The 16,124-nt window shown below is 65.7% G+C and carries 15 protein-coding genes; 6 read left to right on the top strand and 9 right to left on the bottom strand.

Translation table 11 applies throughout. The annotated features are described in order from the left end of the window. Window positions 1-30 precede the first annotated feature (30 nt). Window positions 31-2,664: an Eco57I restriction-modification methylase domain-containing protein gene (locus tag G3N97_RS15105; protein WP_205993984.1), complete on the bottom strand. Its 2,634-nt coding sequence runs from the start codon at window positions 2,662-2,664 to the stop codon at window positions 31-33. A gap of 266 nt (window positions 2,665-2,930) precedes the next feature. On the opposite strand from G3N97_RS15105, the gene G3N97_RS15100 reads away from it, so the two are divergent. Beyond that, window positions 2,931-4,076 (top strand): class I SAM-dependent methyltransferase, encoded by a 1,146-nt coding sequence (locus tag G3N97_RS15100; RefSeq protein ID WP_205993983.1) that lies wholly within the window; start codon window positions 2,931-2,933, stop codon window positions 4,074-4,076. A gap of 240 nt (window positions 4,077-4,316) precedes the next feature. On the opposite strand, the gene G3N97_RS15095 is transcribed toward G3N97_RS15100, so the two are convergent. Next, window positions 4,317-4,637: a DNA-binding protein gene (locus G3N97_RS15095; RefSeq protein ID WP_205993982.1), complete on the bottom strand. Its 321-nt coding sequence runs from the start codon at window positions 4,635-4,637 to the stop codon at window positions 4,317-4,319. Window positions 4,638-5,019: 382 nt separating this feature from the next. On the opposite strand from G3N97_RS15095, the gene G3N97_RS15090 reads away from it, so the two are divergent. After that, a complete protein-coding gene (locus G3N97_RS15090; RefSeq protein ID WP_205993981.1) occupies window positions 5,020-5,886 on the top strand; it encodes an SAM-dependent methyltransferase in 867 nt (288 codons plus the stop codon). Window positions 5,887-5,989: 103 nt separating this feature from the next. On the opposite strand, the gene G3N97_RS15085 is transcribed toward G3N97_RS15090, so the two are convergent. Both G3N97_RS15085 and G3N97_RS15080 read right to left on the bottom strand, forming a co-directional pair. Beyond that, the gene (locus G3N97_RS15085; protein ID WP_205993980.1) at window positions 5,990-6,595 is read right to left on the bottom strand and encodes a DUF1415 domain-containing protein; all 606 of its coding nucleotides are present in this window, start codon (window positions 6,593-6,595) and stop codon (window positions 5,990-5,992) included. Between the two features lie 74 nt (window positions 6,596-6,669). After that, window positions 6,670-7,335 (bottom strand): TetR/AcrR family transcriptional regulator, encoded by a 666-nt coding sequence (locus G3N97_RS15080; protein WP_205993979.1) that lies wholly within the window; start codon window positions 7,333-7,335, stop codon window positions 6,670-6,672. Window positions 7,336-7,489: 154 nt separating this feature from the next. Here G3N97_RS15080 and G3N97_RS15075 point away from each other — a divergent pair, with 154 nt between their 5' ends. From G3N97_RS15075 to G3N97_RS15065, 3 genes are all read left to right on the top strand, one after another. Further along, window positions 7,490-8,773: an MFS transporter gene (locus G3N97_RS15075; RefSeq protein ID WP_205993978.1), complete on the top strand. Its 1,284-nt coding sequence runs from the start codon at window positions 7,490-7,492 to the stop codon at window positions 8,771-8,773. A gap of 146 nt (window positions 8,774-8,919) precedes the next feature. After that, the gene (locus G3N97_RS15070) at window positions 8,920-9,522 is read left to right on the top strand and encodes a nitroreductase family protein (RefSeq protein WP_065062648.1); all 603 of its coding nucleotides are present in this window, start codon (window positions 8,920-8,922) and stop codon (window positions 9,520-9,522) included. A 260-nt stretch (window positions 9,523-9,782) separates the two neighbouring features. Then, complete coding sequence (locus G3N97_RS15065; protein WP_241030593.1) at window positions 9,783-11,093, top strand: Hsp70 family protein; 1,311 nt, start codon at window positions 9,783-9,785, stop codon at window positions 11,091-11,093. A 147-nt stretch (window positions 11,094-11,240) separates the two neighbouring features. Here G3N97_RS15065 and G3N97_RS15060 read toward each other — a convergent pair whose 3' ends face one another. Next, complete coding sequence (locus tag G3N97_RS15060) at window positions 11,241-11,444, bottom strand: cold-shock protein (protein ID WP_027797379.1); 204 nt, start codon at window positions 11,442-11,444, stop codon at window positions 11,241-11,243. A 432-nt stretch (window positions 11,445-11,876) separates the two neighbouring features. Here G3N97_RS15060 and G3N97_RS15055 point away from each other — a divergent pair, with 432 nt between their 5' ends. Then, window positions 11,877-13,472, top strand: a complete 1,596-nt coding sequence (locus G3N97_RS15055) for an APC family permease (protein ID WP_074987131.1) — start codon at window positions 11,877-11,879, stop codon at window positions 13,470-13,472. A gap of 107 nt (window positions 13,473-13,579) precedes the next feature. Here the strand turns inward: G3N97_RS15055 and G3N97_RS15050 are convergent, their stop codons facing one another. From G3N97_RS15050 to G3N97_RS15035, 4 genes are all read right to left on the bottom strand, one after another. Then, on the bottom strand, window positions 13,580-14,377 hold the full coding sequence (locus tag G3N97_RS15050; RefSeq protein WP_205993976.1) for a class III extradiol ring-cleavage dioxygenase: 798 nt from the start codon (window positions 14,375-14,377) through the stop codon (window positions 13,580-13,582). A gap of 152 nt (window positions 14,378-14,529) precedes the next feature. Beyond that, entirely contained in the window at window positions 14,530-15,138 is a 609-nt protein-coding gene (locus G3N97_RS15045; RefSeq protein WP_205993975.1) for a UbiX family flavin prenyltransferase, read from the bottom strand. Between the two features lie 153 nt (window positions 15,139-15,291). Then, a complete protein-coding gene (gene grxD / locus G3N97_RS15040; protein WP_028214777.1) occupies window positions 15,292-15,603 on the bottom strand; it encodes a Grx4 family monothiol glutaredoxin in 312 nt (103 codons plus the stop codon). 94 nt (window positions 15,604-15,697) lie between these two features. After that, a partial coding sequence (locus G3N97_RS15035) for a HemK/PrmC family methyltransferase (RefSeq protein ID WP_205993974.1) occupies window positions 15,698-16,124 on the bottom strand: 427 nt, incomplete at its 5' end.

Genomic DNA, 16,124 nt, shown 5'->3' with positions numbered 1-16,124 from the left:
CAGCGCACACGCTGTAGCCCTTTTTCTTTTTCAGGCGCGCTGGCGCGTGCCTCGTCTATCGCCGTCGATCAGCGCGATGTCACTTTCGTCCAGCCCATACGCCGCGTAAAGCGCTTTGTCGATCTCGCGCGCGAGCGCTTCGCTGCGTGGCGCGTCATCGGCGGAACCGAGCGCGTCTAGCAAGCGATCCACACGCTTCACGACGTCCGCGCGCGCGTTCGCGTCGCGCGGCACCGGAATCGCATCGATCATCGCCTTCGTGAAGGCCACGCCGCCGTTGTAGCTCGACGCGCCGAAACGCGCGCGCGTGACGAAGGCCGCGAGCGGGCAGTTCAGCACCGCCGCCGCGAATTTGAGCAACGCGTCGTCGTCTGCGCGCAGGATCAGCGTGGTCTTGCCGGGGATCGTGTCGCCCGCGAGGTCGAGCGTCGCGTCGAGATGCGTGAGTCCTTTGACGATCACTTTTTTCGCCGCCGCCTTCGCGCGATAACGATTCGCGAACGCCGCTTCGAAGCGCTCGCGCTCGACGACCGGTTCGGCGTAGCGCTGCCCGAGATAGGTCATTGGCTTCACGCCCCAGCGCGACACGTAGCGCCCGAGCGTGCCCGTATTCACGACGCGATAGTGGCGGCGCGCATCGAACGCGCCGCGCGCTTCGTCGATGCAAGGCGCGAGCGCATACGCATCCGAGGTCGCGCAGGCGTTTTCGCACGCGATCAACTCGCCGAGCGTGCCGTGCGCGTGCGCGAGCCGGCGCACGAACGCGTAATGCGGCGAGAGCAGCGCATCGAGCGTCCACGGCGCGTCGAGGTCGCGTTTGGGCGCGTGTGCGAGCGGCGTGAGCAGGTCCTGATCGAGGCGCGCCGTTTCGATGTTTTCGCAGCCCGCACGCTGAAACACCGTGACGATTGCATCGACGAGCGCGTGCTCGAACACGCCGCGACCCAGCGCGACGATGCGCTCGATCGCGTCGAGATGGCGCGCGCGGAACGCTGCGCCGAACGGCTTCGCGAGCCACTTGTCGGGCGTGAGAAACGCCATCGTGCCGTGGGACGCCGTGAGCGCGAGGCCCAACTCCATGAACACGATGTAGAGATCCCAGTTGCCGCGCGCGCTCGGCCAGCGTCGCGCCAGTTGCTCGCGCAGCGCGCGCTGGCCTTCGTTGATCATGCGTTCGGAGTCGACGTAGGGCGGGTTCGCGAGCACAGCGTCGAAGCCCGTGAATGTGCCGTGCGCGTCGCGCAGCGCGGGAAATTCGGCGCGCCAGTCGAAGTCTTGCGCGGTGCTCTGCGCGTCGTCGCTGTCGATCACGCGGCTCAGCACCGCATTGCCTTGCCGCAGGTTCGCGGTGAGATCCGGCAGCGTCGCGAAGCGGCCCGCGTCGTCGTACGCGGCGTGCGCGAGCAGTTCGAACGCGAGACGCCGCCGCGCCATGCCGAGCGCGTCCGCGTCGATATCCACGCCGAAGAGGTTTTGCTCGACGATCGCGCGTTTCTCGCGATATAGCGCGTCGTCGATACGGCGCTGCTGCTCGCGGTCCGGCGCGACGCCGTGCGCGAGCGTCACGCTCAGCCGGTCGTCGGCGACGTCGACACGCAGGCCCGCGAGCGCGTGACCGGGGATGTCGTCGAACAGGCGCAGGCGGGCTTTCAGCGCGATCAGTTCGTCGAGCGCCGAGACGAGCAGATGGCCCGTGCCGACCGCCGGGTCGCACACGCGCAGCGAGGCGAGAATCGCGCGTGCGCTTTCGCGACGACTGTTGCGTTCGATTCGTTCGGATAGCTGATCGAGCGTCGTGCAGCGCCAGCCTTCGATCTGATTGAAGCGGCCGAGCGCCGCGCCCGTGACGGCGGCGCGCGCCAGCATTATGGCGACGCGGCCGGGCGTGTACCACGCGCCGTCGCGATAGCCGTTGAGCTTTTCGAAGACGAGGCCGAGCGTGGCGGTGTCGATGCGTTGCCGACGCTGCGCGCTCGCGTTCACTGGCGTGCCGGCATCGAAGCCGAATTCGAACGCGTCGAGGAAATCGAGCAGATAGGTGACGGTGTTGCGCGCAGGCGCGGCCGGCGAGGGCGTGAGCACGGTCGCTTCGAACGGTGCGAGCGGCGCGTCGTCTGACAGCGTGCTGAAGCCGATGGCGAGCGTCGCGAGATCGGCGGACTCGAACATCGCGCCATCGAAACGCGGCAGATGCGCGTGGCCCGCGCCGTCGCTGAACACGTCGTGACAGAGCGCGTCGAGTTGCGCGAAGGTGTCGATGCGCGCGCTGCGCAGAAACGCGTATGCGCTCTCGCCGTCGTGCAGCGCGAGCAGGCGCGCTTCGAGCAGCTTGAGGAACACGAGGCGGCCGAGCCACGCGATGCACAGACGCAGCGCCGTGCGCAGCACTGCCTGCTCGGGCATCTCGCTCGCATCGCGCGCCTCGATGGCTGCAATGGCCGCAATGGCCAGTTCGATCAGCGCGCCCGGCTGGCGTTGCGCGCCATCGCGCCGCGCGACCACGGTCTTGCCCGCCGCCGTGCTTTCGCGCAGCCCGGCGATATGCAGCAGTTCGGCGTAGAAGTGCGCATCGAGGCCGGGCTTGGCGTGACGATTCTTCGCGCGTCGCGCGCTGGGTTTGCCTGATGCACTTTCGGCGCGTCGCGGTGGAGGGGTCTCGGACATTTTCTCGTTGCGGCGCGAGGCACCGTTGCGCGGATCGGCGCTCATTGTACTGGCGGGGGCGCGGGGTCGTCCCCTGCCTTTCGACCCAGGCCATTCGGCCGAGTCGACGGATGCGCGGCGCTGCGCGATGATGCATCCATGTTGCGGCGTGCCCGTCATGACGTCATGGCCGGTACGCCGCGCGGAACGCGGCCGCTCGCTCTGCTATATGATGGCGCGCGTCTTGCGCCGCCTCGTTGCGGCGCGTCTTTGAGCATTCGAATCCTATGACCGACTTTCCCACCTTGAGCTGGCCCGATACGGACGGCCCGCGCACCGTCCGCTGGCGTTCGGAGGCGGGCGTGCCCGCGCCGAAGCGCGTGGTGATCGCCGACGACACGACCACGGCCGACGCCGCCTACCGCCTCGCCTGCGAAGGCACCGCGCTGCTTTGGCGCGGCGACTTCCAGAACGCGCGGCAACTGCTGCAGGCCATGGCGCGCCGCGCCGAACGCAAGCCGAAGAAGGGTGCGCCCAAGCCGCCGGCCACGCCGCTCGAGGCATTCCATCAGCATCGTCAGGCGCAGGCGCAACGCGCGCGCACGCTCGGCATGGTGCTGTTGCCGATCGAAGGCGACTACGAAATCGCCTTGCGCCGCGCGCCTGATGCGAAGCTCGCCTGCGAGGAAGCCTGGGGCCCGTCCACGGGCGAGCCGTCGGCGGTGTCGCTGCGCGAACTGCTCGGCCTGATCGGCGCGCACGAATGGCGCAAGAAGGGCGTGCCGATTCCCGCGCTCGGCGGGGCGCACGTTCATCCGTACTACGGCGTGTTTTCGCCGGTGCGCGGCGAGTATCTCGATCTGATTGCGCGCGTGCCGCTGCCGTCGCAAGAGAAGGCGTTCGACATCGGGACAGGGACCGGCGTGATCGCGGCGGTGCTCGCCGCGCGCGGCGTGAAGCAGGTGGTCGCGACCGATCAGGACGCCCGCGCGCTCGCCTGCGCGCGCGAGAATCTGGATCGGCTCGGTTATGGCGAGCGCGTCGAGGTGGTCGAGGCGGATCTGTTCCCGGCGGGCCGCGCGCCGCTGGTGGTCTGCAATCCGCCCTGGGTGCCCGCGCGTCCCGCGTCGCCCATCGAATACGCGGTGTTCGATCCGGACAGCCGCATGCTGCGTGGTTTTCTCGGCGGCCTCAAGGACCATCTGGAGCCGGGCGGCGAAGGCTGGCTGATCCTCTCCGATTTCGCGGAACACCTCGGTCTGCGGACGCGCGAGGCGCTGGTGGAAATGATCGTCGAGGCCGGGCTGGAAGTGGCCGGGCGCGAGGATATTCGTCCGCGTCACCCGAAAGCGAGCGATCCGAACGATCCGCTTTATCGGGCGCGTGCGGCTGAGATTACGTCGCTGTGGCGTTTGAAGGTGCGCAAGGACTGACATTCCACGCGCGTGCTTGTCGGCTCATTCGATGACGAAAGAGGGACGCATGAGCGAAGGCGCGATGGGAAAAGCAGGTAAAGAGCCGTCGCGTGGCGCGAACGGCTCAATGAAGTGGGGCGGCCATCGGCGCGGCGTCCGATGGCCTGTTCTGATCAATCGCCGGTCCCGCTTGCAAGCCGGGTGTGGAAAGCGGGCGAGCTGGCCCGCTTTCCGTTCCTGCGATGCCGCGCGTTACGGCTAACCTGGATAGGCCTCGTCCACGGCAAGGCCGGCGAGTTTGAAGATCACCCGCAAAGTCTGGGGTTTGATGTCGCGCCGTGCAGCGAGCGCCGACATCACGAAATCGAGCACTTTGGCGTACTTCAGCAGGATCAGGCAATTCTCGAGATCTGCCGCGCCGTCGCGCATTTCCTCGGCCAGGCGCAGCATCTCGACCGAGATGTCACGCGCCATTTCGAGCTCCAGTTGCTGCTTTTCCGTCCACTCAGGCACTTCAATGAGTCTGGCAAGCAGTTCCTGGAATTTTTGCTCAGCGTTACCGTCGGGTATCGTGTTCATTGCATGCCCCATGCAAGGTCGCGCAGCGCCGTGCGTCTTCGCGCAGCGGGGATCTGCGTCATACCTGATTTATCGCTGCCGGCGGACCCGGAGCGACCTCCCATGCGCGCACAACCAGTACTTTGCCGGTCGGTCGCGCCCCAAAAATGGTCCTTTCTGGACATCGGCGATGCGAGCTTCACCGTGTCTTTTTTAATCAACCCCTCCCTGTCATCCGGACGTGGGTCAGCGTGCCGGACGCTACAACCATATGACGAATGGGCCGCTATCAGGTTCGCGGCCTCGTGCTGCTTTTTCCGTAAAATGACAGATCTATTTGCGTCGCTCTGTCGGTTGCCGCACGTTTCGCGGTAAATGACGCTACTCATCTTTTTTTGTCCCGATGTCCAGCAAGACCTACGAAATCCGTCCGAATCAGTCGATCGAGCTCCTGAAGGAGCTCCATATCCTGACGCGCGACGGCAAGATGAACCAGGACAGCCGCCGCAAGCTGAAGCAGGTCTATCACTTGTTCCAGTTCATCGAGCCGCTGCTCAACGACCTCAAGCAGGATGGCCGCGACGTCACGCTCGTCGATCACGGTGCGGGCAAGTCCTACTTGGGATTCATTCTGTACGACCTGTTCTTCAAGGGTCTGTGCGACAACTCGCGCATCTTTGGTATCGAGACGCGCGACGAGCTTGTGCAGCGCTCGGAGGAACTGGCGGCGCGGCTCGGCTTCAAGGGGATGTCGTTTCTGAATCTCTCGGTGGCCGACTCGATTACGTCGACGCAACTGCCGCCCACGGTCGATATCGTCACGGCGCTGCACGCCTGCGATACCGCCACCGACGACGCGCTGCGCTTCGCGCTCAAGAAGCACGCGCGCCATATCGTCGTGGTGCCGTGCTGTCAGGCCGAAGTGGCGGGCGTGCTGCGTCGCAACAAGGGCAAGTCGCTCGGCCAGGCGCTGACGGAAGTGTGGCGTCACCCGCTGCATACGCGCGAGTTCGGCAGCCAGATCACCAACGTGCTGCGCTGCCTGCAACTGGAGGCGCACGGCTATCAGGTGAGCGTGACGGAACTGGTGGGCTGGGAGCACTCGATGAAGAACGAGCTCATCGTAGCGCAGTACAAGAATCTGCCGCGGCGCCGGCCGGCGGAGCGGCTCAACGAACTGCTCGACACGTTCGGGATTGCCGAGCTGCGTGAGCGTTTCTTCGTCGACGACGGCGAGGCGTCGCCCGCTCAGGCGACCGAGGAAGCGTAAGCGCGGCGCGCGCGGCCCGTGCTGACGGGCCGCTGTGCGTCATCTGCGCAATCTGCGTGATTTCAGGTGATCGAGGGGATCGTCACCTGATTGGCAGGATGACTTACTGGTCGTCGCGCTGGCTCATCCACGCGCGCCAGCCTTCGAGACCGAGTCGGCGCATCGTTTCCTGATTGCGCTCGTAGATGTCGGCCGCGTCCGGGAAGGCGTCGGCGGCGCGCTCGATGCTCGCCTCGCGCAGCAGGTGCAGGATCGGGTAGGGCGCGCGGTTCGTGTAGTTCTCGATGTCGTCGGGCTCGGTGCCCTCGAACTGGTACTGCGGATGAAAGCTCGCGATCTGCAGTTCGCCGTCGAGGCGCAACTGGCCGAGCAGCAGATCGGCGAAATGGAGCGCGTCGTTGTAGTCGAGAAAATCGGTGAGCGCGTGCGGCAGGATCAGCAGCGTCGTGTCGATTTCACACGCACTGCTGTCCGCAAGCGTGCGCAGTTCGGTTTCGAGATCGGTTAGCACACCTTCCAGATCGGTCGCGTCGCTGATCGCGTAACGGATCTGGCCCTTCACGTGCACGCTTTTCGCGAACGGGCAGAGATTCAGCCCGATCACCGCGCGCGTGAGCCAGTGGCGCGTGGCGTCGAGAATGGCGGCGCGCTCGGCGTGCGCCGGGTCAGGCGTGGCGGGGGTGTTGTCGGTATCGCGGGTATCGTTCATCGCGGCATTTTAACGGTGCGGTTCGCATGCCCGCTGCGGCGAAGGGCGCGCGCGGGTTGAATGCTGGCGCGAGATCAGGCGACCGGCGCGCACGCCGCGTCGATCAACAGTTTCGCCATGCGCGGCGCCGCCTGAATCGGGCCGCAGCCGGGACCGTAGGTCTGGCTCGCGGCGTAGACGCCCTCGACCAGCAGCGCCAGTTCGTTCGCGAGCGCCGCCGCGTCGGTCGCGCCTGCCGCCTGCGCCAGTTCGACGAGGCGCGCGATCAGCCGGGTCTTGTTGTCGGCCACGCTGTGCCGCGCCGGATGGGCCGGATCGGGAAACTCGGCCGCCACGTTCACGAACGGACAGCCGCGATAGTCGGGCGCCGACGCGCGCGCCGCCAGATCCTCGAACGCCTGCAGCAACTGCTTTGCCGGTTCGCCCGGATGCTTCGCGACGCTCGCCTCGAAACGCTCGAAAAAGCGCACATCGCAGCGCTTCAGATACGCCACTACCAGATCGTCCTTCGACGAAAATTGCCGGTACAGACTCATCTTGTTCACGCCCGCGCGCTCGACCACGGCTTCGACGCCGACGGCGCGCACGCCTTCGCGGTAGAACAATTCGTCCGCGGCGGCGAGCAGGTGCTCCTGGGCGCGGGGCCCGGCCGTCTGGGTGCGCGAGCGGCCCGCGCGCGCGGCAACTTTGGCGGGCGCAGCGGCGGCGGGATCAGTCGGATTTTCGTGGCGCGTGGACATGGCAGTACATCTCGTCGTCAGGGACATGCTTGACATGTTACCGAGCGGTCACTACTATCGCAACACACTTGTGACCGATCGGTAACAATTCGGTCGATCGGCAAGACGCAGATCAAGCGGACGATTCAAACAAGACAACGAACGTGGAGCACGGATGAACTGGGCAGCGAGGTGGGTCGGCGGGCGTTTCCACTATGGATGGCTCGTGGTGGCGGTGGTGTTCCTGGTGCTGCTGGCGGCGGCCGGCACGCGTGCGACGCCGAGCGTGATGATGGTGCCGCTCGAGCACCAGTTCGGCTGGAGCCGGGCGACGATCTCGCTGGCGATTTCGGTGAACATCGCGCTTTACGGATTGATGGGGCCGTTTGCGGCGGCGGCGATGCAGCGCTTCGGCGTGCGGCCGACACTGCTGGCGGCGCTCGCCACGATGGGCGCGGGCGTGGCGCTGTCGGCGCTGATGACGCATCCGTGGCAGATGATCCTGATCTGGGGCGTGATGGTCGGCGGCTCGACCGGCGTGGCGGCGTTGTCGCTGTCGGCGACGGTCGTCACGCGCTGGTTCACGACGCATCGCGGCCTCGCGATGGGCATACTCACCGCGAGTTCGGCCACGGGCCAGCTCGTGTTCCTGCCGTTCCTCGCGGCGATCGCCGAAAAGCACGGCTGGCAGCTCGTCGTGCTGGTGGTCGCGGCGGCCGCCGCCGTGGTGCTGCCGCTGGTCGCGTTCCTGCTGCCCGAGCGCCCGGCCAGTTTGAAACTGCGTCCGTTTGGCGAAGAGCCCGACGCGCCGGTCGCGCCGCCCGCGCCGCAGCAGAATCCGATCAAGCTGGCGTTCGGCGCGCTCACGTCGGCGAGCCGCACGCGCGACTTCTGGCTGCTGTTCTTCAGCTTCTTCATTTGCGGCGCGAGCACCAACGGCTATGTCGGCACGCACCTGATCGCCATGTGCGGCGACTACGGCATGACGGAAGTGCAGGGCGCGTCGCTGCTCGCGACGATGGGCATCTTCGACCTGTTCGGCACGACGCTCTCGGGCTGGCTCTCGGACCGCTTCAACAGCCGCGTGCTGCTGTTCTGGTACTACGGTCTGCGCGGGCTCTCGCTGATCTATCTGCCGCACGCGTTCGGCATCGACTTCTTCGGTCTGCCGATCTTCGCGGTGTTCTACGGGCTCGACTGGATCGCCACCGTGCCGCCGACCGTGCGCCTCGCCACCGACGTGTTCGGCAAGGAGCGCGCGCCGATCATCTTCGGCTGGGTGGTCGCGGGCCATCAACTGGGCGCGGCGTTCGCGGCGTTCGGCGCGGGGTTGCTGCGCTCGAGCCTCGGCACCTATACGGTGGCGTCGATGATCTCGGGCGGCTTGTGCCTGATCGCCTCGTTCCTCGTGCTGCGCATCAACCGCGCGCCGCGCACGGCGGGCGCGCAGACGGCCTGAGTTCGCGGAAAGGGACTGGCGGACAATTCGTCGATCACGCGAAGGCGGCTGCACATGCGCCGCCTTCGCCGTTTCAGCGCGTTTCACGCGGCGCGGGTATGCTGTGAGCCCCGGGCGAGCGCCCGCAAACCAAGGACACATCCGGCATGACGAAGCAAAAACCCGCACCGACAGCCGTGCCCATCCACGAACTGATCGCAGGCCGCTGGAGCCCGCGTGCCTATTCGAACGAGCCGGTTTCGCGCGAGCATCTGCACGCGGTCATCGAGGCCGCGCGCTGGGCGCCGTCGGGATACAACCTGCAACCGTGGCGCTTCATCGTGTTCGACCGCACGGCCGATGAGCCGGCGTTCAAGCGCGCCTTCGCGACGCTCGTGCCTTTCAATCAGCAGTGGAACGCGCCGGCGCCCGTGCTGGTGGCGGTGACGGCGCAGACGCTCAACGCCAAGGGCGAAGTGAACCGCACGGCGCAGTACGATGCGGGCGCGGCGGCGATGTCGCTGGTGCTGCAGGCGCACGCGCTCGGTCTCGCCGCGCACCAGATGAGCGGCTTCGACGTGAACGCGTTCCGCAAGGAATTCGGTCTGCCGAACGACGTGGAGCCGCTTGCGATCATTTCGATCGGCCATTACGGCGACGCCGAGAAGCTCGATCCGGTCCTGCGCGACCGCGAGAAGGCAGAGCGCACGCGTGCGAGCGTAGGCGATATCGCCTACGCGAACGCCTGGAAGCAGCCGTTCAAGGGCTGAGCGCGATCGAGCGTGGCTGAGCTGGCCGGTTTCCCGGAGCTTGCAGGACTTCCGGGCCGTCCAGCCGCAGCAGACGCAGGGCAGCAAGAGCGACACGCAGCGCGGCACGGGCCGCGCGTTTTATTTGCGGGGCCGAACCCCGTCCTTGCGGTTGCTCCGCGCCGCGCTTTCGTGATACAAAGCCGGTCCTCCCAGCCTTCCGTAATGCCGCGTGCGACGTGCCGCGCGGCGTTGCCATGACGCCCGCCATGAGCCCCGCCTTGACTGCCTCCCCGCATCCCGCCTCGAATTCAGCGTCGAACACTGCCGCGCAACCCTTCTGCGCAATCGACTTCGGCACCTCCAACTCGGCCGTGGCGCTGCCGGGCGCGGCACCGGGCGACGCGATGCGCCTCGCGCCGGTCGAAGGCGCGCAGACCACGCTGCCGACCTCGGTGTTCTTCAACACCGACGAGCACACGCGCGAATTCGGCCGCGCGGCGCTGGCAGCCTATATCGACGGCTTCGACGGGCGTCTGATGCGCTCGATGAAGAGCATTCTCGGCTCGCCGCTCGCGGAGAGCACGACCGATCTCGGCGACGGCAGCGCGATCCGTTACACGGAAATCATCGCGATCTTCCTCGACCACCTCAAACGCAGCGCCGAACGTTGCGCGGGCGCAAGTCTCACGCGCGCGGTGCTGGGCCGCCCGGTGTTTTTCGTCGACGAAGATCCGCGCGCCGACAAGCTCGCGCAGGATCAGCTCGAAGCGGCGGCGCGCTCGGTGGGCTTCAAGGAGATCGAATTCCAGTACGAGCCGATCGCGGCGGCGTTCGACTACGAGTCGCGCCTGACGGAAGAGGGGCTGGTGCTGGTGGCCGACATCGGCGGCGGTACGTCGGACTTTTCGCTCGTGCGCGTGGGGCCGCAGCGTATGTCGCGCCTCGCCCGCAAGGACGACGTGCTCGCGCATCACGGTGTGCACGTGGCGGGCACGGACTTCGACCGCCGCGTCGAACTGGCGACGATCCTGCGCGAACTCGGCTATCAGTCGCTCGATCCGGAAGGCCGCGAAGTGCCGAACCGCGTCTATTTCGATCTGGCGACCTGGCATCTGATCAACACGGTCTACACGCCCAAGCGCGCGGCCGAACTCAAGCTCATGCGCCATCTATATACCGACGCTGCGCATCACGATCGTCTGATGCGCGTGGTCGACTGGCGTCTGGGGCACGCGCTGGCGGCGCATGCCGAGGAAGCGAAGATTGGTGTGTCGGCGGGCGGTCAGACGATGATCGATCTGGAGCAGGTGGAAACCGACCTGCGTCTCGCCTTCGACGACGCACAACTGGTGGAAGCCGGCCGCGAGGAAACACGCCGTATCGTGGAAGCCGCGCGCGAAACCGTGCAGGCGGCGGGCGTGGCGCCGGGCGCCGTGAACGCGCTGTATTTCACGGGCGGCTCGACGGGTCTGCTGTTCCTGACCCAGGCGCTCGCCGAGGCGTTCCCGCACGCGCAACCGGTATTCGGCGACCGTCTCGCCAGCGTGGCGACGGGCCTGGGTATCCACGCGCAGCGCCTCTTTGCCTGACGTTATTGGCAAACGCCCGCGCATTTACCCGAAGTCATTAAAAACGACAGGCGACAAAAAACCCCACCTTCAGGAAGAAGCATGGGGTTTTTCTGTAAGCTTGCCTGACAGGACCGAGGTTAGAGTCCTGACGGTCGAAGACGGTATTTAGACCGGCTTGATGTTGGCAGCTTGCTTGCCCTTCGGGCCCGTGCGCACTTCAAATTGAACCTTTTGGTTCTCTTGCAGCGTCTTGAAGCCGTCAACCTTGATTTCCGAGAAGTGCGCGAACAGGTCTTCGCCGCCGCCGTCCGGAGTGATAAAGCCAAAGCCCTTAGCGTCATTGAACCACTTGACGGTACCGGTTTCCATATTACTTTCCTAAAAATGAATGAAGGCCGAAGCCACAGAGAGGTGCACGAAAATCAAGGAAGGGGTATGGGACCAGCCGGAGTACCGTTGATGGGCGAACTACGAAAGACCTATTCACACTCGCCGCTTGAAATCCTGCTCGATCTTTATACGGCTAATTCCCTGCCAGGTCAACCGGGACCCAGGGTAACTCCATAGTATTTTGCGGCAGGGTCGAAACAAAGCCTTACAAAGCTTGCTAAGTTGCTGTTTTTTTTGTAGTGCTCGCACTTTTTTAGCGCCTTTTGGCAGTGCAACCGTTAAACTACGCGCCGCGCATGAGTTGCGCCTTCGGGTGCAATCGACCGCGCGCAGGTGCGACCGCCGCAGGAACCCCGCCCGCACAACAGACGGGGCACGCGGTGTCGAACTGCTCTTGATACAGGAGAAGACGTGAAAAGTTCTATTCAACGGAACATCGGCCCGTTCGCGCTGATGTTCACCGGCCTCGGGTCGATTATCGGTTCGGGCTGGCTGTTCGGCGCATGGAAGGCCGCGAAGATTGCCGGCCCCGCAGCCATCTGCGCCTGGGTGATCGGTGCCGTGGTCATTCTGGCCATCGCGCTCACCTACGCCGAACTCGGTGCGATGTTCCCGGAGTCGGGCGGCATGGTGCGCTACGCGCGCTACTCGCACGGCGCACTCGTGGGCTTCATCAGCGCCTGGGCGAACTGGATCGCCATCGTCTCGGTGATTCCGATCGAAGCCGAAGCTTCCATTCAATACATGAGCACCTGGCCCTACGACTGGGCCCACGCGTTGTTCGTCGACGGATCATTAACCCACTCAGGGTTGTTCCTTTCGGCGCTGCTCGTGATCGTGTACTTCATGCTCAACTACTGGGGCGTGAAGCTGTTCGCGCGCGCCAATAGCGCCATCACGATCTTCAAGTTCATCATCCCGGGCCTGACGATCATCGGCCTGATGACGACGGGCTTCCACCACGAAAACTTCGGCGAAGCGAGCACGTTCGCGCCTTACGGCTGGTCGGCGGTGTTCACGGCGGTCGCGACGAGCGGCATCGTGTTCGCGTTCAACGGCTTCCAGAGCCCGATCAACCTCGCGGGCGAAGCGCGCAATCCGTCGAAGAGCATCCCGTTCGCGGTGATCGGCTCGATCGTCTGCGCACTGGTGATCTACGTGCTGCTGCAGGTGGCGTACATCGGCGCGGTGAATCCGGCTGACGTGGCCAAGGGCTGGAACCTGTTCAACTTCAAGTCGCCGTTCGCCGAACTCGCGATCGCGCTGAACCTGAACTGGCTGGCGATCCTGCTGTACGTCGACGCATTCGTGAGCCCGAGCGGCACCGGCACGACCTACATGGCGACGACCTCGCGCATGATCTACGCGATGGAGCGCAACAACACGATGCCGTCGATCTTCGGCAACGTGCACCCGTTCTACGGCGTGCCGCGCCCCGCGATGTGGTTCAACCTGGCCGTGTCGTTCATCTTCATGTTCTTCTTCCGCGGCTGGAGCTCGCTGGCGGCGGTGATCTCGGTCGCGACCGTGATCTCGTACCTCACGGGCCCGATCAGCCTGATGGCGCTCAAGCGCGCCGCGTCGGACATCGAGCGCCCGCTGTCGGTGCCGTTCATGAAGGTGATCGCGCCGTTCGCGTTCGTCTGCGCATCGATGATCCTGTACTGGGCGAAGTGGCCGCTGACGGGCGAAATCATTCTGCTGATGGTTGTCGCGCTGCCGGTGTACTTCTACTTCCAGGCGAAGCAGGGCTTCGGCGGCTGGGGCCAGGATCTGAAGGCCGCATGGTGGCTGTGCGCCTACCTGCCGACGATGGCCGTGCTCTCGCTGATCGGCTCGAAGCAGTTCGGCGGTCACGACCTGATTCCCTACGGCTGGGACATGCTGGTCGTCGCGGTGATCTCGCTCGGCTTCTACATCTGGGGCGTGAACTCGGGTTACCGCACGCCGTATCTGGAAGAGCGCAAGGAACACGACGAAGTGCTCGAAGGCATCGGCGCGCACTAAGTGACGCACCGGCCGCTGTTCGCAGCGGCAGCCTGAACGAGGCAATCAACGCAGCAAAAAAAGCCCGCCTGAAGCGATTCAGGCGGGCTTTTTCACGTCTGGCGGTTTTACTGCGCCGTGGCGGAGCCGAACACGTAGTTCGTCATCGCGAGCGCGCGCTGGTAGGTGCCGAGCGACTGCACGCCGAGCGTGTAGTCGTCGTCGGCGGCACCGAGCGCGGAGAACACCGGCAGCAGATGCTCGTCGGTCGGGTGCATGAGCACCGCATGCGGCGCCTTCGTCCGATAGTCGAGCAGGGCGTCGATGTCGCGCGCCGCGAGATGCGCTTCGAACCAGTCGGTGAACTCGGTGACGCGCGGATCGGCGTCCTCGGGACGCGCCGAGAAGTCGGCCTGACGCAGGTTGTGCGTGATCTGGCCCGAACCGACCACCATCACGCCTTCGTCGCGCAGTTCGCGCAGCGCGCGGCCGAGTGCGAAGTGATAGGCGGCGTCTGCGCGCGGCTGGATCGAGAGCTGGGCGACGGGCACGTCGGCGTCCGGGAACATCAGCAGCATCGGCACCCAGGCGCCGTGGTCGAGGCCGTGCGCTTCTTCGTCGACCTCGACGCCCTGCGCGCGCAGCAGCGCCGCCGCGCGCTGCGCGGTTTCGGGCGCGCCGGGCGCCGGATACTGGATCTCGTAGAGCGCGCGCGGAAAGCCGTAGAAGTCGTGGATAGTCTCGGGCTGCGTCGCGGTGCTCACCGCCGGACGCTGCGTGTACCAGTGCGCCGAGAGCATCAGGATCGATTCGGGGCGCGGCAGATGTTCGGCCAGCTTGACGAAGCCTTCGCGCGGCATCGACGGGTCGATCGGCAAGGTGGGCGCGCCATGCGACAGGAAAAGCGTGGGGGTACGGGTGGTCATGATCGTGAGCCGCGTGAGGCGGCCGGAAAAGTTCGCGTTGCGATCAATATAAGACCCAACTCTCGCGAATTAAATGTGCGGCAAGTGAATTGATTGTATCGCCGATGTTGATAATCGACGGAGCGCGAAGCGGGCACGCGCCGGACCGGAAGTCAGTCTGCGTTGTTGCCGCGCAGTCCCGGCCAGGCGGGCGCGAGCGCCGGCCCGAGCGCGAACAGGTCGAGCACGCGCGCGACCGTGTGATCGACCATCTCGTCGATCGACGCAGGTTGATTGTAGAAAGCCGGCAGCGGCGGGAAGATCACGCCGCCCATTTCGGTCACCGCCGTCATGTTGCGCAGATGCGCGAGGTTGAACGGCGTTTCGCGCACCAGCAGCACGAGGCGGCGGCGCTCCTTGAGCGTGACGTCGGCGGCGCGCGCGATCAGGTTGTCCGAGAGGCCGTGAGCGACGCTCGCGAGCGTCTTCATCGAGCAGGGCGCGACGATCATGCCGTCGGTCGCGAACGAGCCCGAGGCAATGGTGGCGCCCACGTCACGCACCGAATGCACGACATCCGCGCGTGCGTGCAGGTCCTCTTTGCTGAGCTGCAGCTCGTGCTGGATGTTGAGCCAGCCCGCCGCCGAGATCAGCAGATGCGATTCCACGCCGCCCAGACGCCGCAGCGTCTCCAGAATGCGCACGCCGTAAATCGCGCCCGTGGCGCCCGTGATCGCGACGATCAGACGGCGGCGTGGAGCGTGGGACGAGGTGGCGTTCACGTGGGAGATCGGCGGAATTGGGGGAAGATAGGTGCGGGATCAGTGCGAGAAGGCGCGCCGGTTCGAAACGCTGAAAAATCAGGCTTCAAACCGGCACGGAACGACGGGCGCTGGGCGCGCCGCCGTTCCGGAGCAAAACGGCAGAACGGAGGCTTAAGCCGCCGCGAACAGCTGCTGCAGTTCGCCGTTCTGGTACATCTCCATCATGATGTCCGAACCGCCGATGAATTCGCCCTTCACGTAGAGCTGCGGAATCGTGGGCCAGTTCGAGAATTCCTTGATGCCCTGGCGGACTTCGTCGTCCTCGAGCACGTTGACGGTCTTGAACTGATCGACGCCGCAGGCTTTCAGGATCTGCACCGCGCGGCCCGAGAAGCCGCACATCGGAAACTGCGCGTTGCCCTTCATGAAAAGGACGACGGCGTTTTCGTCGACGATCTGCTTGATGCGCTGTTGGGTGTCCATGTCTGACCTTGGGATTGAGTGATGCGGAATACGTTGAATACAGAGTGAAATGATAGCGGATTTCGCCCGCGCGAGCCGGGCGCGCTCGGCGCGGCTAGCCGGGCGTTCGGGTGCCGAAGCGCCCGCCGCTGATGCGTTCGATGCCTGCGAGATCCTGTTCCGAGCGCACCTCGTCGAAGCCGCGCGCGTCGAGCAGCGCGCGCACCGCGGCGGCCTGATCGTAGCCGTGCTCCATCCAGAGCACGCCGCCCGCGACGAGCCGCGCGGGCGCGCCGTCGATGATCGCGCGCAGACACGAAAGGCCGTCGGCTTCGTCGGTGAGCGCGCCGCGCGGTTCGAAGCGCAGGTCGCCCTGGTCCAGATGCGGATCGCCGTTCGCGATATAGGGCGGATTGCTCACGATGACCTCGAAGCGCAGCGCGGCGTCGAGCGTGTCGTACCAGCTGCCCGCGACGAAGGTGAGTGCGCCGCCGGGGCGACGCGCATCGAGCAGCTTCGCGGCGTTGCGCGCGGCCACGGCG

The sequence above is a fragment of the Paraburkholderia sp. Ac-20347 genome, from assembly GCF_017104805.1.
Classification (GTDB): Bacteria; Pseudomonadota; Gammaproteobacteria; order Burkholderiales; family Burkholderiaceae; genus Paraburkholderia; species Paraburkholderia tropica.
Note: the sequence above shows the minus strand (reverse complement) of the source record. Positions and strands in the feature narration are given on the sequence as shown.